This window comes from Thioalkalivibrio sp. ALJT (assembly GCF_000381825.1).
GTDB lineage: Bacteria > Pseudomonadota > Gammaproteobacteria > Ectothiorhodospirales > Ectothiorhodospiraceae > Thioalkalivibrio.
Genome location: NZ_KB907121.1, coordinates 87,442 through 112,505 on the forward strand (window position 1 = coordinate 87,442; position 25,064 = coordinate 112,505).

General features: G+C 66.5%; 17 protein-coding genes. 11 read left to right on the forward strand and 6 right to left on the reverse strand.

Annotation, left to right across the window (positions count from 1 at the left end; genetic code table 11):
- Positions 1-3: 3 nt before the first annotated feature.
- Positions 4-2,931 (reverse strand): bifunctional [glutamate--ammonia ligase]-adenylyl-L-tyrosine phosphorylase/[glutamate--ammonia-ligase] adenylyltransferase, encoded by a 2,928-nt coding sequence (gene glnE, locus G332_RS0100440; RefSeq protein ID WP_026340477.1) that lies wholly within the window; start codon positions 2,929-2,931, stop codon positions 4-6.
- A 130-nt stretch (positions 2,932-3,061) separates the two neighbouring features.
- Here glnE and G332_RS0100445 point away from each other — a divergent pair, with 130 nt between their 5' ends.
- The 5 genes from G332_RS0100445 to G332_RS0100465 all read left to right on the forward strand — a co-directional run bounded on the left by G332_RS0100445 (position 3,062) and on the right by G332_RS0100465 (position 13,214).
- Positions 3,062-4,099 carry a Fe(3+) ABC transporter substrate-binding protein gene (locus G332_RS0100445; RefSeq protein ID WP_019625022.1) on the forward strand — a complete coding sequence of 346 codons (1,038 nt, stop codon included), beginning with the start codon at positions 3,062-3,064 and terminating at the stop codon, positions 4,097-4,099.
- 132 nt (positions 4,100-4,231) lie between these two features.
- Entirely contained in the window at positions 4,232-5,995 is a 1,764-nt protein-coding gene (locus tag G332_RS0100450; protein WP_019625023.1) for an iron ABC transporter permease, read from the forward strand.
- Complete coding sequence (locus G332_RS0100455) at positions 5,992-7,101, forward strand: ABC transporter ATP-binding protein (protein ID WP_019625024.1); 1,110 nt, start codon at positions 5,992-5,994, stop codon at positions 7,099-7,101. The genes G332_RS0100450 and G332_RS0100455 overlap by 4 nt, the downstream gene beginning before the upstream one ends.
- A 168-nt stretch (positions 7,102-7,269) precedes the next feature.
- Positions 7,270-9,069, forward strand: a complete 1,800-nt coding sequence (locus tag G332_RS0100460) for a BamA/TamA family outer membrane protein (RefSeq protein ID WP_019625025.1) — start codon at positions 7,270-7,272, stop codon at positions 9,067-9,069.
- Between the two features lie 8 nt (positions 9,070-9,077).
- Positions 9,078-13,214, forward strand: coding sequence for a translocation/assembly module TamB domain-containing protein (locus G332_RS0100465; RefSeq protein ID WP_026340479.1), 4,137 nt, complete (start codon positions 9,078-9,080; stop codon positions 13,212-13,214).
- Positions 13,215-13,319: 105 nt separating this feature from the next.
- On the opposite strand, the gene G332_RS0100470 is transcribed toward G332_RS0100465, so the two are convergent.
- The 5 genes from G332_RS0100470 to G332_RS0100490 form a co-directional block, all read right to left on the reverse strand.
- Entirely contained in the window at positions 13,320-13,817 is a 498-nt protein-coding gene (locus G332_RS0100470; RefSeq protein ID WP_051080518.1) for a thioredoxin fold domain-containing protein, read from the reverse strand.
- A 304-nt stretch (positions 13,818-14,121) separates the two neighbouring features.
- On the reverse strand, positions 14,122-14,769 hold the full coding sequence (locus G332_RS0100475; RefSeq protein ID WP_019625028.1) for an OmpA family protein: 648 nt from the start codon (positions 14,767-14,769) through the stop codon (positions 14,122-14,124).
- A gap of 626 nt (positions 14,770-15,395) precedes the next feature.
- Positions 15,396-17,063, reverse strand: coding sequence for a chaperonin GroEL (gene groL, locus G332_RS0100480; RefSeq protein WP_019625029.1), 1,668 nt, complete (start codon positions 17,061-17,063; stop codon positions 15,396-15,398).
- A 50-nt stretch (positions 17,064-17,113) separates the two neighbouring features.
- Positions 17,114-17,404, reverse strand: coding sequence for a co-chaperone GroES (gene groES, locus G332_RS0100485; protein WP_019625030.1), 291 nt, complete (start codon positions 17,402-17,404; stop codon positions 17,114-17,116).
- Between the two features lie 187 nt (positions 17,405-17,591).
- Complete coding sequence (locus tag G332_RS0100490; protein ID WP_019625031.1) at positions 17,592-18,074, reverse strand: FxsA family protein; 483 nt, start codon at positions 18,072-18,074, stop codon at positions 17,592-17,594.
- A gap of 290 nt (positions 18,075-18,364) precedes the next feature.
- Between G332_RS0100490 and G332_RS0100495 the strand changes: the two genes are divergently transcribed.
- The 6 genes from G332_RS0100495 to G332_RS0100520 all read left to right on the forward strand — a co-directional run bounded on the left by G332_RS0100495 (position 18,365) and on the right by G332_RS0100520 (position 25,062).
- Positions 18,365-18,910 carry a thioredoxin family protein gene (locus tag G332_RS0100495; RefSeq protein WP_019625032.1) on the forward strand — a complete coding sequence of 182 codons (546 nt, stop codon included), beginning with the start codon at positions 18,365-18,367 and terminating at the stop codon, positions 18,908-18,910.
- A gap of 719 nt (positions 18,911-19,629) precedes the next feature.
- A complete protein-coding gene (locus G332_RS0100500; protein WP_019625033.1) occupies positions 19,630-20,997 on the forward strand; it encodes a TolC family protein in 1,368 nt (455 codons plus the stop codon).
- Positions 20,998-21,035: 38 nt separating this feature from the next.
- A complete protein-coding gene (locus G332_RS0100505) occupies positions 21,036-21,833 on the forward strand; it encodes an efflux RND transporter periplasmic adaptor subunit (protein ID WP_019625034.1) in 798 nt (265 codons plus the stop codon).
- Positions 21,834-21,836: 3 nt separating this feature from the next.
- Complete coding sequence (cutA, locus tag G332_RS0100510; RefSeq protein WP_019625035.1) at positions 21,837-22,178, forward strand: divalent-cation tolerance protein CutA; 342 nt, start codon at positions 21,837-21,839, stop codon at positions 22,176-22,178.
- Positions 22,166-24,496: a protein-disulfide reductase DsbD gene (gene dsbD, locus G332_RS0100515; RefSeq protein WP_019625036.1), complete on the forward strand. Its 2,331-nt coding sequence runs from the start codon at positions 22,166-22,168 to the stop codon at positions 24,494-24,496. The genes cutA and dsbD overlap by 13 nt, the downstream gene beginning before the upstream one ends.
- Positions 24,493-25,062, forward strand: coding sequence for a redoxin domain-containing protein (locus G332_RS0100520; protein WP_038059456.1), 570 nt, complete (start codon positions 24,493-24,495; stop codon positions 25,060-25,062). Before dsbD ends, G332_RS0100520 begins: the two co-directional genes overlap by 4 nt.
- The last annotated feature ends 2 nt before the right edge of the window (positions 25,063-25,064 follow it).

Sequence of the window (25,064 nt, forward strand, 5' to 3'; positions counted from 1 at the left end):
CCTCTAGGCGTTCTTGTTGACGACCGCGTCCGGCGCACCGAACAGGTCATTCCAGATTTCGATTATGCGGTCGCGCACCGCCAGCAGCGCGGCGTCCGGCTCCTCGACCCGGGCATCCCGGCCCGCCAGCATCAGACGATGAATGCGGTTGCGCAGGTCCCGATAGGCATCCGCGAGGGCCACGCTCAGGTCCTCGCTGATCACGCCCTCGCGTCCCAGGGTTTCCAGCGTGCGGATCTTGTCTGGCCAGTCACAGACAGCAGGATGGCCGTGCGCGGATACCAAAACCCAGTATTGAACCATGAATTCAATATCAGTGATACCGCCACGGTCACGCTTGAGATGGAAGCCCCGCCCCTTTTTGGAGGCATGTTCCGCCAGCATCCGGCCGCGCATCTCGACCACCTCGGCACGCAGGGCCTGCGCGTCACGCTCCCGGGTCAGCACCTCGCGGCGCAGGGCATCGAACCGTTCTCCCAGCACTGCGTCGCCGGCCACGAAGCGGGCCCGCACCAGCGCCTGGTGCTCCCAGGTCCAGGCCGATTCGTCCTGATAGCGCCGGAAGGCCTGCAGCCCGCTGACCAGGAGCCCGGCGGTACCACTCGGACGCAATCGGGTATCCACCTCGTACAGGCGCCCGGCCGGAGTAAAGGCGCCGAGGAGATGCACCACGCGCTGCGCGACCCGGGCGAAAAACTCGGTGTTATCGATCACGCGGGGGCCGGCGGTCTGGGCCTCGTCACCCTCGCTGTCGTGCAGGAAGACCACGTCCAGGTCCGACCCGTACCCCAGCTCGAAGCCCCCGAGCTTGCCGTAGCCGATCACCGCGAAGCGGGCGCCACGCCCTCCCTCGACACTCCCGCAACGCGGTTCGCCATGGCGTTCGACCATCTTGGCCCAGGCCAGCCGCAGCACGCGCTCCAGCAGAACCTCGGCCAGCCAGGTCAAGTGGTCGGAGACCTTCATCAGCGGCAGGAACCCCATGATATCGGCTGCCGCCACCCGCAGCGTCTGCACCTGCTTGAACTGGCGCAGGCGGTCCAGCATCTGTTCGTGATCCTGTTCCGGGAACTGGGCCAGCTCGGCCTCCAGCTCTTCGCCCAGGCCTGCCCGGTCCGGAGGGGCATACAGCGCCCGCGGGTCCAGCAGTTCGTCCAGCAGCACCGGGTGCCGGGTCAACTGCTCGGTGATCCACGGACTCGCTGCCACCAGCTTGACCAGCTGGGAGAGCGCCAGCGGATTCTCCACCAGCAGCGACAGGTACACCGAGCGGCGCGCGATGGTGCGAACCATCTGCAGGGCGCGCGGCAACACGGAATCCGGCGCCTCCATCTCGGCGATCGCAGCAAGCAGCAGCGGCATCAGACGGTCCAGGCGCTGACGCCCGGTAACGCTCATGGCCCGCACCCCCGGGCTCTCGCGCAGATCGGCGATGCCACGCAGCGCCTCGGCAGCATCTTGAAAGCCCATCGAAAGCAGGACCTTGCGCGCATCCGGGTCCTGCAGCGAACCCTGCCACAGGCGGTTCAGTTGCTGTTCGCGCTCGGTCTCCGGCGAGGCCTCCATGGCCTTGCCGTCCGCCCGCTGCGGCGCGCTGAAGACTTGTTCGAAATGCGCATGCACACGCCGCTGCTCGCGCAACAGGGCCATCTCGAAGGCGGCATCGTCTGCAAAACCCAGCGCCAGTGCCAGGCGGTAGCGATCATCCCCGTTGGAGGGCAGACGATGGGTCTGCTGGTCGTTCAACATCTGCAGGCGATTTTCCACCCGGCGCAAAAAGCGATAGGAACGCTCAAGCTGTTCGACCACGTAATCCGGCATCAGCTCGCGTTCCTTCAATACGGCCAGCACGCCGAGCAGGTCTCGCCGCTGCAGGGCCTGGTCCCGCCCGCCCCGAATCAGCTGGAAGGACTGCGCAATGAACTCGATTTCACGAATCCCGCCCTCGCCATGTTTCACGTCTTCGAATCGCCCGCGCCGCGCCGACTCGTCGTTGATCATCTGCTTCAGATCACGCAGATTCGCGAGCGTGCCGTAATCCAGATAGCGACGGTAGATGAACGGCCGCAGCCGACGCATCAGCCGAGCCCCGGCTTCCGGGGCCCCGGCCAGCGGCCGCGCCTTGATCAGGGCATAACGCTCCCATTCGCGCCCGTGCGCCTGGTAATAGTCCTCCATCGCATCAAAGTGCATCACCAGCGGACCGGAATCCCCGAACGGACGCAGACGCATGTCCACGCGGTAGCAGAATCCGTCCGCAGTCACGTCCGAAAGCACCGCGATCAGCTGCCGCCCCAGACGCTGGAAGAATTCCTGATTTTCGATCACGCGCGTGCCGTCCGTCTCGCCGGCTTCCTCGAAGGCAAAAATCAGGTCGATATCCGAGGAGAAGTTGAGCTCGCCCCCACCCAGTTTGCCGAGCCCCAGCACCACCAGGGATTGCGCCTCGCCGGCCGGCCCACGCGGCTGGCCATAGCGCGCCTGCAAATGCCTGTCCAGCCAGCGCACGGCACCGGCGATCAGCGACTCGGCCAGGCGGCTGAGGTCATGCATGACCTCGTCCAGGGCCGCCAGCCCGGCAAGGTCGCGCCAGGCAATGCGGATCAGCTCGCGGTGACGCACTTCTCGCAGGACCCGCCGCAGACCGGCATCGTCCTCCACCGGCTGCAAGCGGGCCTCCAGTGCACGGGCAAACGCGGCATCGTCACAGGCCGCCACCTGGCTGTCCGGGCCCAGCGCCTCCAGCAGATACTCCGGGTGCTGGCGCACGGTCTGCACCAAGTAATGACTGAAGGCCAGCGGGGCGGGAGTTGCCGCCAGGAGGGTGTCCGGCCAGGCGAGCTTCTGTTCCAGCTCGGCGAGCAACGTGCGCACCTCCTGCTGCAGAGGCGAAGACAGGGTGGCGGGTGAATCGGGAAGCGGCTTGTCCATAGGCCCAGCGTATCAGCGTTGCGTGCGAAGACCACCCCGGCCCGCACTCTTGACTCGGATGCGAACACAAATGACAATCGTTATCGTCCGCACAGCATCCATCCGCAGCAGCCGCGACGAGGATTCACCCATGCGCTTTCGCCCCTTTGCCTGGCTGGTCGGCACCGCCGCCGCCATTGCCGTCAGCATGCCCCTGGTGGGCTGCAGCCCCGCCGATCAGGACGAAGTCAACCTCTACTCCGCACGCCAGGAGAATCTGATCCGCCCGCTGCTGGAAGACTTCACCGACCAGACCGGGATTCGCGTCAACCTCGTCACCGGCGCGGCGGACAACCTGCTTCAGCGCCTGCGCCACGAGGGTCGCAATTCGCCCGCGGACCTGTTCATCACCGCCGACGCCGCCCGCCTGCATCAGGCCCGCGAGGCCGATGTCCTGCAATCCGTGGACTCGGATGTCCTGCGCGCCAACATCCCGGAGCGTTACCGCGACCCCGAAGGCCTGTGGTTCGGACTGACCACCCGTGCCCGTCCCATCCTCTACCACACGGACCGGGTCGACCCGGATGCGCTGTCGACCTACGAAGCGCTGACCGAAACCCCCTGGCAAGGGCGCGTCTGCATCCGTTCTTCAAGCAACGTCTACAACCAGTCACTGATAGCCGCGATGATCGCTACTGAAGGCGCCGAGGCCGCCGAGGAGTGGGCCAACGGCATCGTCGCGAACATGGCCCGCCCCCCGCAGGGCGGCGACCGCGACCAGATCCGCGCAGTGGCGGACGGTGTCTGCGATGTCGCAATCGCCAACACCTACTACCTGGGCCTGATGCTGAACAGCGAAGGCCGTGATCGCGAGGTGGCCGAACAGATTGGCGTCTTCTGGCCCAACCAGGACGATCGCGGCACACATGTGAACATCAGCGGCGCCGGAGTCGCCGCACACGCCCGCAATCGCGACAATGCGATTCGCCTGCTGGAATTCCTGACCTCCCCCGATGCGCAGGAGTGGTACGCCGAGGTAAACCAGGAATACCCGATCCGCGACGACGTCCCCGCCAGCACCACCCTGCGGGGGTTCGGGGAATTTCAGACGGATGACATCGAGCTCTACCGTCTGGGCGATCACAACGCCGAGGCTTTGCGCATCATGGACCGCGCGCGCTGGCGCTGACCCGATCCGAACGCACCCCCTCGGCAGCACGCCCCCGGCACCTCCGGGGGCGTGCTGTTTCCCCGACGCATCCGACACTCGACCCGCAGCCTGGATAGCACTGGAAACAAGAACCTTTATTATTCGCAATTAATGACCGAGCCGACCTCCACCCTGACTGCACCAACCGCCCGCGCGGATCGCTGGCGCCCGCCTTTCCGTGTCTGGTCGGCCGTGGTCTTTCTGGTCGCGCTCACCCTGGCGCTCCCGATCCTGGTCATCTTCGGGCATGTCTTCGTGCCCGCCGGCGAAGTATGGGAGCACCTGCGCGAGACCGTCCTGGCCGAGTACGTAACCAACTCTCTGCTGCTGCTGATCGGGGTCGGAATCGGCGTCCTGCTGATCGGCGTTCCGGTGGCCTGGCTGGTCAGCGTCTGCGAATTCCCCGGACGCAGGATCTTCCAGTGGGCGCTCATGCTGCCGCTGGCGATGCCGGCCTACATCATTGCCTACACCTACACTGGCATGCTCGACTTCAGCGGCCCGGTGCAGGGGCTGATCCGGGAACTCACCGGACTGGGTTACGGCGAATACTGGTTCCCCGAGATTCGTTCCATCGGCGGCGCGATGGTCATGCTGATCCTCGTGCTGTACCCCTACGTCTACCTGCTCAGCCGTACTGCCTTTCTGGAGCAATCGGTCTGCGTGCTGGAGGTCTCCCGCACCCTGGGGGCCGGCCCCTTCGGCGGCTTTCGCCGGGTGGCCCTGCCACTGGCACGACCGGCCATCATCGCCGGTCTCACCCTGGCGTTGATGGAGACCCTCGCCGATTACGGCACCGTCGCCTATTTCGGCGTCAGCACGTTCACCACCGGCATCTTCCGTACCTGGTACGGCCTGGGTGACCCGGCCGCCGCCGCCCAGCTCGCCACCGTGCTGCTGACCTTCGTGTTCGTGCTGATCGTGCTCGAACGCTGGTCGCGGGCAAAGGCCCGCTTTCACCACACCAGCCGCCGCTACTCCACGCTGCCGCGCTACCAGCTGCGCGGCTGGAAGGCGACCGCCGCCTTTGTCGGCTGCCTGCTGCCGGTGCTGCTGGGCTTTCTGCTCCCCGCCCTGCAGCTCGCTCTGTGGACCCTGCAAACCCCCGAACAGTGGATGAACGCACGTTTCGCACGTCTGGTGTTCAATACCTTCTGGCTGGCCGCCGCCGCGGCGGTCATCGCCGTCGGCCTTGCCCTGATCCTGGCCTACGCCAAGCGCCTGGAAGGCGGCCGCTTCACCCATGTCGCGGTCCGCGTGGCTGGCATGGGCTACGCAGTCCCCGGTATCGTCATCGCGATTGGCGTGATGATCCCGTTTGCCGCCTTCGACAACGCCCTCGACAGCTTCATGCGCAGCACCTTCGGGCTGTCGACCGGCCTGCTGCTGTCCGGCACCGTCTTCGCCCTGTTGTTTGCCTACGCCGTGCGCTTTCTCGCGGTCTCGCTGCAAACGGTGGAGGCCGGCCTCGGCAAGATCCAGCCGAGCATGGATGACGCCGCACGTTCGCTGGGGATGCGCCCGCTGCAGACGCTGACCCGGGTGCATCTTCCGATCATGCGCGGCACCCTGCTGACGGCTCTGTTGCTGGTGTTTGTCGATGTTCTCAAGGAACTGCCCGCCACCCTGATCCTGCGCCCGTTCGACTTCAACACCCTCGCGGTGCGTGCCTTCGAACTGGCCGGCGACGAACGCCTGGCCGAGTCGTCCAGCGCGGCCCTCGCCATCGTGCTGGTTGGACTCGTACCCGTTATCCTGCTGTCGCTGACCATCGGTCGCTCGCGTCCCGGCCATCAGGACCAGCACCGCAGCACGGATCCGGAACCGCCAGCCAAACCCCTCGCCATGCCCGCAGGCACAACCAATACGCCATGACCCAGCCCAGCGAAGCCACCCTGCAGGTGCCCCACACGCCGCTCATCGTCCTCGACCAGGTCGATATCGGCTATGACGGCCAGGCCGTGATCCATCAGGTGTCTCTGGGCCTCGCAAAGGGCCAGATCGGCTGCCTGCTGGGGCCATCCGGCTGCGGCAAGACCACGCTGCTGCGCGCCATCGCCGGCTTCGAGCCGCTGATGCAGGGCCGCATTCAGCTCGATGGCCGAACCGTCTCCGATGCCCGCCACACCACACCCCCGGAGCGGCGCGGCGTGGGCATGGTGTTCCAGGACTTCGCGCTGTTCCCGCATCTGAGCGTGGCCGACAATATCGCCTTCGGCATTCGCGACTGGAGCCGCAAGGACCGCGATGCGCGCATCCACGACCTGCTCAAGCTGGTGGACCTCTCCGGCTACGGTGCCGCCTATCCACACGCCCTGTCGGGCGGTCAGCAGCAACGCATTGCCCTCGCCCGGGCACTGGCCCCGCGGCCCAAACTGCTGTTGCTGGACGAACCGTTCTCCAGCATGGACGTGGAACTGCGCGGCGAACTGGCACGCGAGGTACGCCGCATCCTGCGCGCCGAGAAAACCACCGCCATCCTGGTAACTCACGACCAGCACGAGGCCTTCGCCTTCGCCGATCGCATCGCCGTAATCCACCAGGGCCGCGTGGCTCAGTGGGATACCGCCTACAACCTCTATCACCGCCCGGCCGACCGCTTTGTCGCCGACTTTGTCGGCGAGGGCACGCTGATTCCGGGCATGGTCTGTGCCGAGCACGTGGTCGATACCACCTTCGGGCAGATCGAGGGCACCCTGTCGGAGTCACTGCCCCCCGGCACCGCGGTGGATGTACTGGTCCGCCCCGATGACATCGCGATCGACAACGAGGCCGGCACGCTCCAGACCGAGGTCATCGACAAGGCCTTTCGCGGGGCGGACTTCCTGTACACCCTGCGCATGCCGGACGGGATCAGCGTCCTGTGCATGGCCCCCAGTCACGACAACTTCGTGATCGGCGAACACGTGCGCCTGCGCCTCGACTTCACGCACCTGGTGGTGTTCTCGCGCGGCAGCGGGGTCGACTGCCCCGCCGGATGAACCGGCCCGGAACTCCCGGGGCGCTGCGCGTTCCCAGTCTCACAGTCGCCTGCACGGCGAGACCGGCAAGCCTGCGCCGATGCGCAACGGGCCTGCCGGAACCGCTCCGGGAACCACGACACCGAGCTTGCCTGCCACCGACGCGAGGCGCGAGAGCGTTCACTCTCCATGCGCTACCGTCACAACCGCTATCATCGCTGCATGAATCCTGTCCGCAAGCATCCGAGCTCCCCGCACCCTGTCTTCGCCCTGTTGCTGCTTGCATTGCTGGGGCTGACGGCTACGGCCAGCGCGAGCAACGGTCCGACACCCGGCCTGGCGATCGAAGGCGGCAGCAACACCCAGCGCGACAACATCCGCAACAGCATCAACCTGGCCCGTCACCCCTGCGACCTCCCAGGCTTTCGCGAACACCGGGTACTGCGCGACACCGAGGAACGCGCCACCAATGCCCTGCGCGCCATTGGCTTTTATCACCCCGAACTGGCACTGGATTTCGAACGCAGCGACGACTGCTGGACGATCCGCATCCACCTGGAACCGGGCCCGCCGACCACGGTGGAACATATCGACATCCGCATCACCGGCGAAGGGGCTGAAAGTCTGGACTTCGAGGCTGTGCGCAGCCAGACCGACATCCGCCGGGGTGACACCCTGCGCCATGATCGCTACGACGCCCTGCGCAACCGAATGACGCGAATCGCCGCCGATCGCGGCTATTTCGACGCCGATTTGCACACACGCCGCCTGGAGATCGACCGCGAAGAGCGCACCGCGACGATCCGGCTACACATGGAAACCGGCAACCGCTACCGCATGGGTCGCGTGCACATCGAACAGGACATCCTCGCGGATGAATTCCTGCAACGCATGGTGCCGTTCGAAGAAGGCGACCCCTACAGCTCCGCCCAGATCATCGCCCTGCAACGCAACCTCAACGACAGTGGCTATTTTGGTGCCGTGCGGGTCCGACCCCAACGCGACGCCGCCGTGGACCGAAAGGTGCCGATCATCGCCGAACTGGAACCGCGCAAGCGCCACAGCTACGAGGCCGGCGTCGGTTACTCCACCGATATCGGGCCACGTTTACGCCTGCGCCACGAACACCGCTATGCCACCAGCCGCGGTCACCGCTACCAGGCCGAGATCGAGGCCTCGCCCGTGCGCTCCGGTATCGGCTACAACTACGAGATCCCGCTGCGTGACCCGCTGCGCGAACGCCTGAACCTGTTCACCACCTTCCGCACCGAGGACACCAGCAGCCAGCAATCCGATCGTTTCCAGATCGGCGCCAGCCGCATCCTCCAGCGTCGCAGCGGCTGGCAGACCACCGAGGGGATTCGATACGAGTCCGAGGACTTCATTGCCGGCCAGGACGACCGCGGGCGCAGCCAGCTGCTGGTCCCGTCCTACCGTATCAGCCGCCTGGATGCCGACGACCCGATGTCGCCACAGCGTGGCTTTCGCCTCGAGGCCACCGCACAGGGTGCGCGCGAAGAAATCCTGTCCAGCATCTCGTTCGTGCAGCTCCTCGCCAGCGGCAAGGTCGTGCGTGGTCTCGGCAATGGCCGCGTGCTGGCACGCGCCGACGCCGGCTTCACCGAGGTCAACAGGGTGCAGGACCTGCCCAGCTCGCTGCGTTTCTTCGCCGGGGGTGACGCCAGCATCCGCGGCTATGGCTTCCAGCGCGTGGGGCCGCGCAACGAGGACGGCGACATCATCGGCGGACGCCACAAGATGGTCGGCAGCGTCGAATACGACCACCCCGTCGTCGGCAACTGGAGCGCCGCCGTGTTTGCCGATGCCGGCAACGTAGTGGACGAATGGGACGAATTCGACCCCGTCTACGGCGTCGGCCTCGGCGTGCGCTGGCGCTCCCCGGTCGGCCCCATCCGGGTGGACCTCGCCCACGGGCCGGACTCCGACGACAACTTCCGTGTCCACTTCTCCATGGGGCCGGACCTGTGAGGCGTCTGCTGCGTGCCACGCTCCGGGGTCTGGCTGCGGCCATTGCACTCACGCTGGCCCTGATCGGCAGCCTGGCGGCACTGCTCGCCAGCGAATCCGGAACCCGCTGGCTGGTCGCACAGGGCGAGCGCGTTGCACCCTTCGAGTTCCGGGTCGAACGCGTCGCAGGAACCCTGTTCACGGAACTGCAGCTGGACGCCCTGCATCTCGAGCTGCCAGAGGGCCCGAGCGTCGCACTGGACCAGGGCCGCCTCGCGGTACGCGCGGGCAGTCTGCTGCGCGGCGAGCTGCAGATACCGATCGTGGCAGCCGCAGGGCTCCGCATCGACCTGCCGCCCGCCGACCCGGAACCGGCAAGCGAGCCCTTCACCCTGCCTGACACGGTACACCTGCCCCTGGGTATACACCTGGATGCCCTGCAGGTGGACGCTCTCGAACTCCGCCAGGCAGGCGATCCCCTTGCCAGCATTACCCGCATCACGGCCCGCGCCCGGGCACACGGATCGGCGTTCGAACTGGACACCCTGGAACTGGACATGCCGGAGGTGCGCACCCACCTGACCGGCCGGCTGGATGCGACCGGCCGCTACCCGCTGCAACTCGAGGGCTACTGGCAGGCCCCACTGCCGGAAGGCATCGCCACCGGGCTGGGCGTCGCCGAGGCACGCGGAGAATGGTCCGTCTCCGGCGCGCTGCACGAGCATGTACAGCTGGAGCACGTGTTACGCGCCGGTATCGAGCTGCGCCTGCGCGCCGCGGCGCGCGAGCTGCTGGCCACGCCGGATATCGACGTGGCCGCACACTGGGAGCCCTTCACCTACCACAGCGCCGAAGGCGGGCAAGATGTCGCCGTCGAGCCGGGACAGCTGAGCCTCAACGGCACGCCAGAGGACTGGACGCTGACCCTGGACGCTGCCGCAAAGGGTGAAGGCTGGCCCCGGACCACACTCGCAACGCGCGCCCGGGGTAGCCTGGATGCGCTGGAGATCGAAAGCCTGACCGTGGATTCCGCGGCTGGACGGGCCACGCTCAGCGGCCCCGTGCAAGTCTCAGATCCACTGGAATGGGACCTGCGGCTGGAGATTCGGGAACTGGACCCCGCACCCCTGGGCCTGGAGCTGGATGCCCGGCTCGAGCGCCTGGACGCGCGGCTGGACGGGCGCCTGCAGCCCGCTGCAGACACACCGCTTCTGGCGGGGTTACAGGCCGCACTCGTAATCGACCATCTGACCGGCCAATATGCGGGTGAACCCTGGCAGGGCCAGCTGCATGCCCGTCTCGCCGAGGGCCAACTGCTGCTGGAAGACACCGGCCTGAGCATCGACAACAGCGCCCAGCTCGAGGTCTCCGGCCTGGCCACAGGCCTGGGTGGCGACCTCGCAAACCCGGAGCAGGCACTCGACTTCGATTTCGGACTGGGGCTGCGTGCCCCGCGGCTGTCCACGCTGCACCCGGAGCTGGATGGCCATATCGAGCAACTGCAGATTGCCCTCGGCGGGCACTACACACCGGCAAGCGGCGCCCTCGAAGCCGATCTCCGGCTCGACCCGCTGCGCGCGCAGCTGCGCGATATCGACATCGGGGGCGGCGCGCGGATCGCCCTGAACGAGGGCGGCGGCCAGATCAAACATCTGGAACTGACCACGGGCGATGGCACCCGGGTTGGTCTGCGCGGTGACCTCGACTGGTCCGCAGGACTCGCCTGGGACCTCGCCCTGGAAGGCACAGACGTGGACCCCGCGCTGATCGTGGCCGAGGCGCCCGGCCGCCTCACGCTCGCGCTGGAAAGCCGGGGCCGGCTCGACGCGGACACCCCCCCCGAGCTGGAAGCCCGCCTGCAGCGCCTGGAGGGCCACCTGCGCGCACAACCGGTCGCGGGACAGGGCCGGCTGCAACTGGCAGGCGAACACCTGACGCTGGATGCGCTGGAACTGACGCTGGGCGCCAACCGCCTGACCGCCGACGGGGCCTGGGACGAGGTACTGGACCTTGCCCTGGAGCTGGACGCCCCGGAGCTGGAACGCGTCTGGCCGGACCTGGCGGGGCGGCTGCAACTCGACGCCCGCGTAACCGGAGAGGTTGAGCGACCGCACCTGGAAGCCCGCGGCACGGGTACCAATCTGCGTCTGGGCGACCATCACCTCCAGCGTCTGGAGCTCGCAGCCAACGCCGGGTTCGAGACCGGGGCACCGGCCGAGATGGATCTGAACCTGTCGGGTATCGAACTGGCCGACGGCCTGCAGGTGGAGGCCCTGCGTCTGGGCGCCGACGGACGCATCGACGCCCACCACCTGAACCTCACGATGACCAGCGCCGAACTGGGGAGCCTGGACCTCTCGCTGCAGGGCTGGCTCGACCCGGAACCGCTGCACTGGAGCGGCGAGCTCACCCGCCTGGACCTGGCCCAACCCGCCGCGGGCACCTGGGGGCTGGTCGCCCCGGCCGCACTGGAAGCCGGGGCAGAGGCGGCACGGCTGGAACCACTGTGCCTGGCCCGTGCCGATGGGCGACTGTGTGCCGAGGGTCGGTGGCATGCGCAGGAAGGCGCGGAGTTTGCCGCCGCCCTCGATGCCGTGGACCTCGCCTGGCTGGAACCCTTCCTGCCCCCCGAGATTGGCATCCAGGGCCGACTGAGCGCCGAGGCAAGCGGCCAGCTGGATGCGCAGGGCCTCCTGACTGCCGACCTGGCCGTTACGCCGGAAGATGGACACCTGATCGTACGTGACGACGACGGCGATCTGGAACCCGTCCCCTATCGCGATGCCCGCCTGACTGCCCGGGTCCGGGATCGCAACGTGGATGCCGCCCTGCACATCGACTTTCTCGAAGGCGGGACCGCCCGCAGCGATCTCCGCCTGCGCGCGGTGGATGACAATCTGCACCTGGACGGGGACTTCGTCGCGCGTCTGGACAACCTCGGCTGGCTGGCGGGGCTGAGCCCCGAGATCCAGCGCCTGCGCGGTGCGCTCGATGCCCGCCTGGAATTTGGCGGACGTCTGGACGCCCCCCTGGTGGAAGGTGCCGTGCGCTTCCGCGACGGCGGCGTGCTGATCCCCGAGGCCGGTATCGACGTGGGCATCCCGGAGCTCACCGCCAACGTGATCTCGGCCGAACGCATGGAGCTCTCCGGTCGCCTCGAATCCGGCCCGGGCCGCCTGGATCTGAATGGCGGAGTGGACCTGGGTACGGATGGACCGCGAGTACAGCTCGCCCTGACCGGCACGGACTTCCTGGTCGTGGACCGGACGGATGCCGAGGCTCGGATCACGCCCGACCTGCAACTCGGTTTCTCGCCAGAGGCAGGCATCCGGGTACGCGGCGAAGTCCTGCTGCCCTGGGCGCGCATCCGACCGCCGGACCTGCCCCCCGGCTCCATCCGGGTCTCCGGCGACGAGATCGTCATCGGCGAGCAGATCACAGCGACGCAGGGCCTGGCGACGGACATCCGCATTCGCATCCGGCTCGGGGACGACGTCCGCTTCGATGGCTTCGGGCTCACCGCACGTTTTGCCGGGGAGGTGGATGTCGAGGAGGTCACCGGGCGGCCGACTCAGCTGTTCGGCGAGATCGGCATCCCCGAAGGGCAGTACAGCGATTACGGCCAGGACCTGAGCGTGGAACGGGGTAGCCTGGCATTCCAGGGCCCGGCGGAAACCCCCGAGCTGGACCTGCGTGCCGTACGCACCGTGCGTGAACACAACGTGACCGTGGGTCTCGAGATCCGGGGCACACCGGACAACCTGCGCTCGCGCGTGATCTCCGACCCTCCCATGGACGAGACCGAGGCGATGGCCTTCCTGCTGACGGGACGCCCGCTCTCAGGCGCATCACAGTCCGACGGCAACATGATCGCCAACGCCGCTGCCGCCTACGGGCTGGAACAGGGTGCGGTGATCACGGAACGGATCGGGCGCGAGCTGGGGCTGGATGAGGTCACGCTGGATACCGAGGGCGGTCTCGACGAGAGCGCGCTGACACTGGGACTGTACCTGTCACCTCGCCTGCTGTTGCGCTACTCCATCGGCTTGTTCGACAACACCTCGAAGGTCCTGCTGCGCTACGAACTGACCCGCAACCTGAGCGTCGAAACCACCTCCGGCACCGCGGAACAATCCGTGGACCTGATCTATCGCATCGAACGTTAGGGAGGCGCTGATTGAATCGCGCCTCCCTGCAGAGCTGCCAGGTTCGGACGATCGTAGCGAGCGTGTTGGGAGAAGTGAGGCCCCTGTTTCGGTCTCCCGGGGCGCTTACCTGGAGCCGTCACCGGCCCCGTTGCGCGCCGCTTCGATGCGCACGCGTATCTGACTGCGATACAGCGTCTCATTGGGTATCCCCACCAGAGGCCTGCCAGCGGGCCGACCCTCGGCATCGAAGGCCATGATGGTCGGCACCACCCGCACGCCGTAGTGCTGCCCCAGGGCGTTCCCGGGCAGGCTATTGCCATCGAAGTCACGCACGATCTCGCGGTCCAGCATCACCTTGCGGATATGCACGTCCGCGAACGCCGCATCCTCCGCCATGGGGGCGAGATGATGCTGCTCTGCTCGGTCACAATAGGGGCAGCGGCTGGAGGCAAACATGATCAGGGTCGGCTGGCCATCACCATTGCCGGCCAGGGCGTGCAGGTCGATCGCACGTTCCACCCCGCCGGCAACCGCAGGCGTGGTCAGCAGCAGACCGATCAGCAGGGTGACGGCACCCGGCAAGGGCACGGACAGGAGCAATCCCGACAGGCGTTGTAGCATCATGGCAAGCGGTTTTCCGAATGGTTATACAAAGGTCCGCGAGTCTGCGGGACAGGGAACGCGTTTGCCGGGCGCGACACCAGGTCCCGCGAAACCCCGGCCTTGCCAACGCCCGCGTGAACCGGACCCATCTTATTGGTTCGGCAAAAGCGAAAGCGCTGCACCTGACTGCTTTCAGTGACCCCGTGAGCCGGGAAAGGTTCGCCCCCTGCTCCCCCGGCCGAGCGCCCACAAAAAAGCCCCGCCGAGGCGGGGCTCTGCACCGGGCACCGGGAAACCGGCAACCGGGGTATTGCAGGCGACCTTAGTCGACGCGCTTGCGCACGTCAGAGGTCACTTCCACACGACGGTTGGCCTCGCGACCTTCCTGGGTGGAGTTGTCGGCGGTCGGGCGGTCTTCCCCGTAGCCCACAGTGCGAATGTCGCTCTCACGAACCCCTTCGCTGACCAGGAACTCGGCCACAGCCGCCGCACGACGCTCGGACAGCCCCTGGTTGTAGTCGGCCGGACCGATGGTGCAGGTGTGACCCTCGACCAGTACCGAGCTGTACTCGGCGTTATCGGCAGTCAGACTGCGGGCCAGATCGCGCAGCGCTGCCCGGCCTTCGGAGCGCAGCTCGGCGCTGTCGAAGTCAAACAGGGCGTGGGCGCTCAACGTGGTGGTGGTGAACTCGGGCTCGGGTTCCGGCGTCGGTTCCGGTGCCGCCGCGGGCTCGGGTTCCGGGGCCGGGGCCGGCTCTTCGATGTAACCCGCGCAGTGCGGGAACTTCACGTTTTCCGCCCCCCAGGAACGGGTGCGCACGCACTCACCGGACCGGTCGATCACGACCTTGCCACTACGATCGGTGACGTTCGCGGCCGGCGGCTCCTGCGCAACGGCCTGACTGGCAGCACCCAGCGCCAGCGAGGCGACGGATGCGGCCAGAAGATTCTTCACCAGCTTGTGTTTCATTGAATAGCCTCCTTGTAAAAACAATTGACGTCGGACCATGAGGTTCGCCGTGCGCACACGGGATCCGCAATCCCAAGCAGCGAACTGCTCGCTTACGCCCTATACGGTGACCTGATATTGGCACACAAGTGCGGATTTTGCACGCACTTCCGAGAAAAGTTGTGTCGGCATCACAACGCCGTCACATTCTTCAAATTGCAGCAGAACCAGAGACTTCACCTCGACTGTCACGGCTTTACAACAGTCAGTGACTGCACCGGCACCCGCCGAACCGCCCATTAACCGTCGAAGCGTGAACGGGCATCGGCACGGCGCACAAGTTCGAGCACTGCGCCGCAAAAACATCCGCCCCCGAGCACCCGCGGGAGCAGGAAGGCTTGTTTCGATGGCTGCGGGGTTGGCCGCCCGGATTCACCCAGTGCGGCGTGGCACCACCTGTGAGCAAGACCGCGCCCTACAGCAAAAAGACCCCGCCACAAGGCGGGGTCTTCGGGTACATCGGCGATGTACGGATGCAGGAAGTCTGCCGGGCCGGGGACGCAGCGGCAGGAGAACGGCCGCTTGTCCTGCTCGCCCCCGGAGCGCTCGCAACGAGCGCCCGGACCCGACAGGTACCTGGAACGGCTTTACATCATGCCGCCCATGCCTCCCATACCACCCATGCCGCCCATACCGCCCATGTCGTCGCCACCGGCGCCGGCACCACCGTCATCCTTCTTCGGGATGTCAGCGATCATGGCCTCGGTGGTGATCAGCAGGGCCGCGACCGATGCCGCATTCTGCAGCGCGGAACGGGTCACCTTGGTCGGGTCCAGGATGCCCATGTCGATCATGTCGCCGAACTCGCCGCTGGCGGCGTTGTAGCCATAATTGCCCTCGCCTTCCAGGACCTGGTTCAGGACCACGGACGGCTCGTCACCGGAGTTGTAGACGATCTGACGCAGCGGCTCTTCCATCGCACGGCGGCAGATGTTGATACCGGCGGTCTGCTCGTCGTTGTCACCCTTGAGCTGTGTGATCGCGGCGCAGGCACGCAGCAGCGCGACGCCACCGCCCGGCACGACGCCTTCTTCCACCGCCGCACGCGTAGCGTGCAGGGCGTCTTCGACGCGGGCCTTCTTCTCTTTCATCTCGACTTCGGTAGCAGCACCAACCTTGATCACGGCCACACCGCCGGCCAGTTTGGCCACGCGTTCCTGCAGCTTTTCCTTGTCGTAGTCGGAGGTCGCTTCCTCGATCTGCGCACGGATCTGGTCGACCCGGCCCTTGATGTCGTCATTCGACCCCATGCCGTCGATGATGGTGGTGTTTTCCTTGGTCACCTGCACCTTCTTCGCACGACCCAGGTCTTCGACCGTGGTCTTCTCCAGCGACAGGCCGACCTCTTCGGAGATCACCTGGCCGCCGGTCAGCACGGCGATGTCCTGCAGCATGGCCTTGCGACGGTCACCAAAGCCCGGGGCCTTCACGGCCGCGACCTTGACGATGCCGCGCATGGAGTTCACCACCAGCGTGGCCAGGGCCTCGCCTTCGATGTCCTCGGCGATGATCAACAGCGGCTTGTTGGCCTTGGCCACCCCTTCCAGGATCGGCAGCAGATCACGGATGTTCGAGATCTTCTTGTCGAACAGCAGGATATAGGCGTCATCCAGCTCGGCGCTCATGCTCTGCTGGTTGTTGATGAAGTACGGCGACAGGTAGCCGCGGTCGAACTGCATGCCTTCCACGACATCCAGCTCGTTCTCCAGCGAGGAACCTTCCTCGACGGTGATCACGCCTTCCTTGCCGACCTTGTCCATCGCATCGGCAATGATCTCGCCGATCGCGGTATCGGAGTTGGCGGAGATGGAGCCGACCTGGGCAATGGCCTTGTGCTCGGTGCACGGCTTGGACAGCGTCTTCAGCTCTTCGGTCGCGGACTTCACGGCCTTGTCGATACCGCGCTTCAGGTCCATCGGGTTCATGCCGGCGGTGACCGCCTTCATGCCTTCACGAACGATGGACTGGGCCAGCACGGTCGCGGTGGTGGTGCCGTCACCGGCGGCGTCGGAGGTCTGCGAGGAGACCTCCTTGACCAGCTGGGCGCCCATGTTCTCGAACTTGTCTTCCAGCTCGACTTCCTTGGCCACGGACACACCGTCCTTGGTCACGGTCGGGGCCCCGAAGGCCTTGTCCAGGACCACGTTGCGGCCCTTGGGACCGAGGGTGACCTTCACGGCATTGGCCAGGGTGTTCACGCCCTTGGCCATGCGGGTACGGGCGTCGGTACCAAAGCGTACTTCTTTAGCGCTCATGATTCGTTCTACTCCTGAAAATTCGTGTTAGACGGACGCGGGACGGGGCCTCAGCCCTCGATGACGGCCATGATGTCGTCTTCGCGCATCACCAGGACGTCTTCACCCTCGACCTTGACCTCGGTGCCGGAATACTTGCCGAACAGGACCTTGTCACCGGCCTTCACGTCCAGCGCGCGGACTTCACCGTTCTCCAGGATCTTGCCGTTGCCTACCGCAATCACCTCGCCACGGACCGGCTTTTCCGCCGCGGAATCCGGGATCACGATGCCGCCGGGGGTGGTGCGTTCTTCTTCCATACGCTTCACGATGACTCGATCGTGCAAAGGCCGCAGGTTCATGGTGCGAACTCCTTATAAAGTGTCTGCAACAGGAAAGTTGGTGTGTCGGACGGGCGCCCTGTTAGCACCCGCCCCTGACGAGTGCTAATAATAGGGGCACACAAAGGCGAGTCAAGAGCATCTAGCGAGAATACGGCCCGTGTTGCGTACGGGCCATGGGGTCAAACGGCGCGGGGAGGCGGCGGGATCAGCGCCGGTCGTCGTGATCCAGACGGTCGCCACCAGCACCGTCGCCCTCGTCGTGGCGTCGGAACTCGCCCTCGATTGGCCCGGCACCACCGGGACCCGCCGCCCCCTGCCCGTGCGTGCGGATCATCCCGCGGCGCAGCACGCCGGCCGCCGCCCATCGGCGCAGGGGGGGTATCAGCAGCACGAACCCGGCGGCATCGGTAAAGAACCCCGGCAACACCAACAGCAGCGCGGCGGCCATCAGCAGCCAGCCCTCGACCAGCCCGAGCGCCGGCACCTCGCCGCGCGCCAGGCTTTGCTGCAGGCGCCGCCAGTGATAGAAGCCCTGCAGGCGGAACAGCAACAGACCCACCGCGGCGGACACGATCACCAGCGCCACCGTCATCAGCGCACCCACGGCGTCGCCTACCCAGGCGAACCCGAAGATCTCGAGCAGGATCAGGCCAAGGAATACAAAGAGTGGAAAGAATGGGCTGCGCATGAGGTGTTCCGGGTCTGTTGCCCTGGTATTGGAACACGCGCCCCGGTGGCTGTCGATCACCCCGGGGAAACACTGACTCAACGTTTCCCCGGCAACGGTGCGGCGGCACCCGCGTTCAGTCCGCAGCCCCCGCAAGACGGATCTTCTGCTGCGCGCGTTCAGGACATGGCGTGATGCCGTATGCGGCCGCAAGGACACGCCCGGCGCCCCCACACGAACAAGGGAATGAACCCCGCCTGCTGCACGTCAGGAAGGGGTACAGACATCAGCCGATCGCGGAGAACCCTGGCATGCTGCGAAATCCGACCCCGTTTCTGGCTCTCATGGTACTTGCCCTGCTGCTGCCGGCACTGGCCAGCGCCGGCGTCGAGGACCCGCGCGATCCGGATCATCACTTCTTTGATCCGACCTTCGGCGAGTTCCCGGAAGAGCTGGAAGAGGCCCGGACCGCAGGCAAAAAGGGCATCCTGATCTTCTTCGAGATGGCCGATTGCCCGTTCTGTCACCGCATGAAAAACCAGGTGCTCAATCAGCCCGAGGTCCAGGAATACTTCAGCGAACGTTTCCTGGTGTTCGCCGTGGATGTAGAGGGCGCAATCGAGATCGTCACCTTCGACGGCGAGACCAGAACCCAGAGGGAATGGGCCACCCGCGACTTCCGGGTGCGCGCAACCCCCGTGTTCCAGTTCTTCGATCTGGACGGCGAACCCATAGCCCGATTTACCGGGGCCACCCGCGATACCCGCGAGTTCCTGCAACTCGGCGAGTTCGTGGCCGAAGGGCATTACCAGGACCAGAACTTCACCCGTTTCAAGCGAGAACAGGATAACCGCTGATCGCCCTAAGGAGACGCTGATTGAATCGCACGTCCGCGTTGGCGCCCCCCAGTTTCTGGAGACAAGGCGCGTCGTGCAGCGGATAGTGGTTCTACCCGCCCGTTTCTGATGGATTCGGGGCGCAACGCAGGATCGGGCCATATGTATTCAGAATCGGGGGGCACCAACCCCACAAGTCATTGAAAGGAGGAGCCAGGCCGCCCGTTGTTGATCAAAAACGGGCGCGCGCACAGCGTTGCGGTTCACCTGTAGCAGAGTGACTGCACGGCAATCACCGCGCATTAAACGCACGCAAAAGCGACTCGAGCGCGGACGCGCGATTCAATCAGCGTCTCCCTGAGCCCCGTTCAAACACCATGGTGTGGATGACTTGCGTGCAAAACGCAATCGCGGCGAACCTGGCCTTCAAGGCCGACACCCAGGGCATGCAGGGGCCAGGAGTCTGTCGAATTCGGGAGAGCTCTGCTGCGCGTGCGGGAGAACGGTCACTTTTCCGCGCGCGCTCTACACAATCCCTACCATACGCATCAACAGACCGAAAAAAGGACCTCGCGATCCTGCCCGACACTCGCGACGATCGCCCAAACCCGACAGGCTCCTGGCAGCCTGCTGACAGCAAAACCGAGCATGGGAACGGCGTTGCGGTGCCCAGGCAGTAGCAACGCGGCGGCAAGCGTGTACAGTACCCCGTGTTCCAGAACGACAAGGATCGACGCACGATGTTGCCGAGACCCCCACACCGGGCCCGGCTGCGCCGGAACCCGGCCCGCTGCCTGCTGCTCGCGAGCCTGCTTTTCGGTATCCCGGCCGCACCCATGGCCGCACAGGCTGGCGCCGGCGAGCTTGGCCCCCTGCCCAACCCGATGCGGGTTGGCGATGCCCTGGAACGCGTCGACGTCCTGCACCCGCGCGTACGCCAGGCCCGCGCGCAACGCGAGCACGCCCGCGCCGAACTGAAGGCCACGCGTGCCGAACGCGATGTTGATCTCAGCGCCCGCCTCGAGGCCCGCTGGATCGAGCCCAACGACCGGATCGAGAACCGCAGCCGGAACGACTCCCGCGCCTCCATCGTCGCGCGCAAGCTGCTGAGCGATTTCGGCCAGTCACATGCGCGCGAGTCCGCCAGCGCGCAGCGTCTGGAAGCTGCGCGCATGGAGGAGGAACTGGCATACGCCCGCCACCGCATCCATGTGCTGGAACGCTTCTTCGACGTATTGCTGGCGGATCTGGCCTTCGCCCGCGACACCGAGGCGATGGCGGCCGCCTTCGTCTCGAAAGAACGCGCGGAAGAACGCAACCAGCGCGGCCAGGTGTCCGATATCGAGGTCTTTCGACTGGAATCCGAGTACCAGGCCCTGCGTGTACAGCGCACCCGCGCGCTGCAGGATCAGCAACGCGCACGCGCCGCCCTGGCCGAGGCCCTGAACCGCCCGGATCGCCGGGTGCGTACGGTCCTGGCTCCCGTGCTTCCGCTGGACCTGCCCGCACTCCCGGATCTGGACCCGCTGCTGGCCGAGCTCGACGACACCAGTCCACGACTGCTCGCCAAGCGTCACCATGTAGAGGCGGCGACCCGCGAGCTGGCCGCCTCGCGCGCCCAGCGCCATCCCCGCCTGTATGCCGAAGCCGAGTCCGGCTGGTGGCAACGCGACCTGGGCGGCGGTGACCGCAACCCCTTTGCTGCAGGCCTGGTCCTGGAAATCCCGTTATACGAAGGCCGCCGCCACGACAGCCGCGTGGGAGAGGCCGTCGCTGCCCGGCACCACGCCGAGGCCCGGCGTGGCGAGGCACGTATCGAGGCCCGCAACCGCCTGCGTGAACTCCATGACGAGATCCGCGCCCTCAAGGTACAGCGCGATGAAGCCGCCTGGCTCATGGACTACCGCGAGCTGTATATCGACCGAGCGCGCTACCTGTACGACATCGAGGACCAGGCGGACCTGGGCGATGCGATGGTGCAGCAAAGCGCGGCGGCACATTTCAACGCCAGCACCGAATTTCAACTGGCCCTGGCCTACGAGCGCCTGGCCCTGCTGACCGGCCGCGACGAGCTGAGCCCGTTTCGCGCCACTGACGAGAACGCTTGAGCCGCCGGCCTGCCGGCGACCGGACGGGAGACCTGACCATGCCCCGCGTCTTCAAAACCACTTCCCTGCTGACCACCGCCGGCCTCACGGCCCTGCTCGCGCTGGCGGCGCCGCCCGTGCTCGCTGCAGATGGCTTCGACGCGCACCTCGACTGGGGCGAGCGCTACCGCATTACCGCCCCGGTCGCGGGCCGGATCGAGGCGGTCAAGGTGCAACCCGGCGAGCGAGTCGCAGCGGAGGCCGTGCTGTTTCGGCTGGACACCCGCCGCACCGAGGCCGATCTGCGCGCGGCAGGGGCTGCCATCGAACGCCTGCAGATGGAACTTGCCGAGGCCGAACGCGAGCGCGACAAGGCCGAAGACCTCTATGACCAGACCCTGATCGCCGCGCGCGAACTCGAACTCGCACGCATCGAGTACGCCACGGTCGCCGCGCGTCTGGCCGAGGCCCGCGCCCGGCGCGACCGCGTGCGCGCGGATCTCGAAGACGCCGTCATCCGCGCTCCCGCCGCCGGCCGCGTGGTACGCATCGACGCCAACGCCGGGCAGTTCGTCAACCCGGCGCTGATGCCGCCGGTCCTGGCCATCCTCGGCACCCGCGACCCGATGCAGGCTCGCGCTCGGGTCGCGGCCGCGACCGCCGCCAGCCTGGAACCGGGCGATGCCGTCACGGTCGTAGTCGCGGAACAACGCCTGCCCGGACGCATTGCCCGTGTGGGCTGGGAACCAACCGGCGACGAGCCCGAACGCGGCTACCCGGTGACGGTGGAATTCTCCCCCGGCGATACCACACCCTTGCGACCTGGCCAGCATGCACGTATCGAACGGAACCCCTGACACATGAGTGCCAACATCCCGGAAAGCAACGCCCGCGCCTGGCTGGTCATCACCACCCTGGATGACTCCGAGGCAGCAGACACCCTGGCCGGAGCCCTGGTCGAACGGGGGCTGGCCGCCTGCGTGCACCTCCTGCCAGCCGGACGCTCGGTTTACATGTGGAAAGGGAATATCGAGTTCGACACCGAAGTCACACTCTTGATCAAGACCTCCCCGGCACGGCTGGACGAACTCCAGACCTGGCTGGCGGACCAACACCCCTACGAGACGCCCGAGCTTATCGCTTTACCGATCGAGCGCGGGTTGCCCGATTACCTGGACTGGATTACTCAATGCACCTCCTGAACCCGCGCACCTGGCTGGCGAGTCTGCTCCTCGCCCTGACGCTGCTGCCCGCCCTGGCCCAGGCCCTGTTCGAAGACGACCTGCTGGACCCGGACGACGCCTTCGCCCTCAGCGCGGAGGCGATCGACGCCGACACCATCCGCCTGACCTGGGACATCGCGGACGAGTACTACATGTACCGCGAGCAGTTCGAGTTCACGCCGGAGGGCGACGGACTCGAACTGGGCGAGGCCCGGATCCCGGACGGCGAGATCAAGGAAGACGAGTTCTTCGGCCGGGTTGAGACCTATCGTGGCCAGGTGCAGGTCGAACTGCCGATCGTGGCGGCCGAGAGCACCTCGATCGAGCTGACTGCACGCTCGCAGGGCTGCGCGGACCTCGGCGTGTGCTACCCGCCGCATTTCCAGACCGTCACCATCGAGCTGCCCGGCCTGCCGGGCGGGAACGGCGAGGCCGCCGCAGACGAAGAACCCCGCGACGAGCCCGCGGAGGAACGCAGCGCGCTGGGCGACCTCGGCGAACTGTCCGGTGATCTGGGCGCCGCCGATGACCTGCTGGAACCGGAACAGGCCTTTGCCGCCTCGCTGGAGGCCATCAGCCAGAACGCGGTCATTCTGCGGTTCGACATTGCCGAGGATTACTACCTCTACCGCGACCAGCTCGACGTCCGCGTGGCCGAGGGCGACGGCATCGAACTGGGGCCGGTCAACCCGCCGACCGGCGAGCTACAGGAAGACGAGTTCTTCGGCGAGACCCAGGTCTACCGGGGTCAGGTCGAAATCCTGATTCCAGTCCTGCGCGACGCCGACGACGTCGCGGACATCATCCTGGCGATCGACTACCAGGGCTGCTGGGATGGCGGCGTGTGCTACCCACCGTTGACCCAGGAGGTGTCGGTCACCTTCGCCTCCGACCTGGCCGCCGAGGCCGACCGCGATGCCCTGCCGGAGACCGGCGACGCGCCGCGCGAGGACGACGAGGCCGCCGCGCCCGTCACCCAGCAGGACCGCATCGCGGCCCAGCTGGCCGACGGCCAGATCTGGCTGGTGGCGCTGGCGTTCTTCGGCTTCGGGCTGCTGCTGACGTTCACCCCCTGCGTGTTCCCGATGATCCCGATCCTGTCGAACATCATCATCGGGCAGAAGAACCTGACCACGCGCAAGGCGTTCCTGATCTCGCTGGTATTCGTGCTGGCGATGGCGGTGACCTACACCATCGCCGGGGTATTCGCGGGGCTGGCCGGGGCCAACCTGCAGGCGGCATTCCAGAACCCCTGGATCATCGGCACCTTCGTCGCCATCTTCATCGCCCTGGCCATGTCGATGTTCGGCTTCTACGAACTGCAGATGCCGGCCGGCATCCAGAGCAAGCTGTCGCAGATCAGCAACAAGCAGGAAGGTGGGACCTACGTAGGCGCCGGGGTCATGGGCTTCCTCTCCGCCCTGATCGTCGGCCCCTGCGTGACCGCGCCGCTGATCGGCGCATTGCTCTACATCAGCCACACCGGCGACGCGGTGCTGGGCGGTATCGCCCTGTTCTCCCTGAGCATGGGCATGGGCGCCCCGCTGCTGGCGATCGGCACCTCGGCCGGCCGCCTGCTGCCGAAGGCCGGCCCGTGGATGGACACCATCAAGGCGGCCTTCGGGGTCGGCCTGCTGGCCATCGGCATCTGGCTGCTGGAGCGCGTCATCCCGGGCGAGGTGGCGATGTTCCTGTGGGCCATTCTGCTGATCGTGACGGCAGTGTACATGGGGGCACTGCGCACCCTGCCGGAGGGCATCTCCGGCTGGTACACCCTGTGGAAGGGTCTGGGCGTAGTGCTGCTGATCTACGGCGTGCTGCTGATGCTGGGCGCGGCCACCGGCGGCAAGGACATCTTCCGCCCGCTGGCTACGCTCAATCAGCCCGCGGTGACCGCCACCGGCGAACAGGCCGGGCCGACGGAGATGCAGTTCACCTACATCGACAGTCTCGAAGACCTCGAACGCGAGCTGGAGCAGGCGCAGGGCAACAACCAGCCCGTGTTCCTGGACTTCTACGCCGACTGGTGCGTGGACTGCGTGCGCCTGGACCGCACCACCTTCCAGGACCCGCGCGTCATCAACGCGACGGCGGACGTGCACCTGCTCAAGGCCGATGTCACCGACAACACCTCGGAGCACCGCAACCTGATGCGCGAGTTCAATCTGTTCGGCCCCCCGGCCATGATCTTCTGGGACACGGATGGCAATGAACTGCGCAACTACCGCAACGTCGGCTACCTGAATGCCGACCGATTCCTGGCGCATGCAGAAGGCGCCATCGGGGTGACACCATGAAGCACCGCACGCGCACCCTCACGACAGTGGCAATGGCCAGCGGCGCGGCCTTCCTGCTGGCCGCCTGCGGCGACTCGGGACCGGACGCGGGCGCGGATAGCGCCCCCGGTAATGCAATCCCGGGTGTCGCAGCCGAAGAGTCCTCGGCGGGCAACCAGCGCATCGACTTCACCCTGCCGGACCTCGCAGGGGACGAACGCCAGCTCAGCGAATGGGACGGCGACCTGATCGTGCTGAACTTCTGGGCCACATGGTGCCCACCCTGCAAGAAGGAAATGCCTCTGTTCCAGGACACCTTCGAGGCCCACCGCGACGACGGCTTCAATATCGTTGCCGTGGCCGTGGACGAACACACCGCCACCCAGCACTTCGTGGACGACTTCGGCCTCGAATTCCCGATCCTGATCGGGCAGGATGAGGCCGTCGCCGTCGGTCGCAAATACGGCAACCGTATCGGCGCTCTGCCCTACACCGTCCTGATCGACCGCGACGGCACCATCCTCGACACCCATCGCGGCGAGGTGGAACCAGAAGACCTCGAAGGCTGGCTGGAGACGTACCTGTAGCG

Bases quoted from the DNA above. Each gene is read 5' to 3' on its own strand.
- G332_RS0100500 (WP_019625033.1), top strand. From the start codon at position 19,630: ATGTTGCCGAGACCCCCACACCGGGCCCGGCTGCGCCGGAACCCGGCC.
- glnE (WP_026340477.1), bottom strand. From the start codon at position 2,931: ATGGACAAGCCGCTTCCCGATTCACCCGCCACCCTGTCTTCGCCTCTG.
- dsbD (WP_019625036.1), top strand. From the start codon at position 22,166: ATGCACCTCCTGAACCCGCGCACCTGGCTGGCGAGTCTGCTCCTCGCC.
- G332_RS0100450 (WP_019625023.1), top strand. From the start codon at position 4,232: ATGACCGAGCCGACCTCCACCCTGACTGCACCAACCGCCCGCGCGGAT.
- cutA (WP_019625035.1), top strand. From the start codon at position 21,837: ATGAGTGCCAACATCCCGGAAAGCAACGCCCGCGCCTGGCTGGTCATC.
- G332_RS0100495 (WP_019625032.1), top strand. From the start codon at position 18,365: ATGCTGCGAAATCCGACCCCGTTTCTGGCTCTCATGGTACTTGCCCTG.
- G332_RS0100520 (WP_038059456.1), top strand. From the start codon at position 24,493: ATGAAGCACCGCACGCGCACCCTCACGACAGTGGCAATGGCCAGCGGC.
- groES (WP_019625030.1), bottom strand. From the start codon at position 17,404: ATGAACCTGCGGCCTTTGCACGATCGAGTCATCGTGAAGCGTATGGAA.
- G332_RS0100445 (WP_019625022.1), top strand. From the start codon at position 3,062: ATGCGCTTTCGCCCCTTTGCCTGGCTGGTCGGCACCGCCGCCGCCATT.
- G332_RS0100475 (WP_019625028.1), bottom strand. From the start codon at position 14,769: ATGAAACACAAGCTGGTGAAGAATCTTCTGGCCGCATCCGTCGCCTCG.
- G332_RS0100460 (WP_019625025.1), top strand. From the start codon at position 7,270: ATGCGCTACCGTCACAACCGCTATCATCGCTGCATGAATCCTGTCCGC.
- groL (WP_019625029.1), bottom strand. From the start codon at position 17,063: ATGAGCGCTAAAGAAGTACGCTTTGGTACCGACGCCCGTACCCGCATG.
- G332_RS0100470 (WP_051080518.1), bottom strand. From the start codon at position 13,817: ATGCTACAACGCCTGTCGGGATTGCTCCTGTCCGTGCCCTTGCCGGGT.
- G332_RS0100490 (WP_019625031.1), bottom strand. From the start codon at position 18,074: ATGCGCAGCCCATTCTTTCCACTCTTTGTATTCCTTGGCCTGATCCTG.
- G332_RS0100455 (WP_019625024.1), top strand. From the start codon at position 5,992: ATGACCCAGCCCAGCGAAGCCACCCTGCAGGTGCCCCACACGCCGCTC.
- G332_RS0100505 (WP_019625034.1), top strand. From the start codon at position 21,036: ATGCCCCGCGTCTTCAAAACCACTTCCCTGCTGACCACCGCCGGCCTC.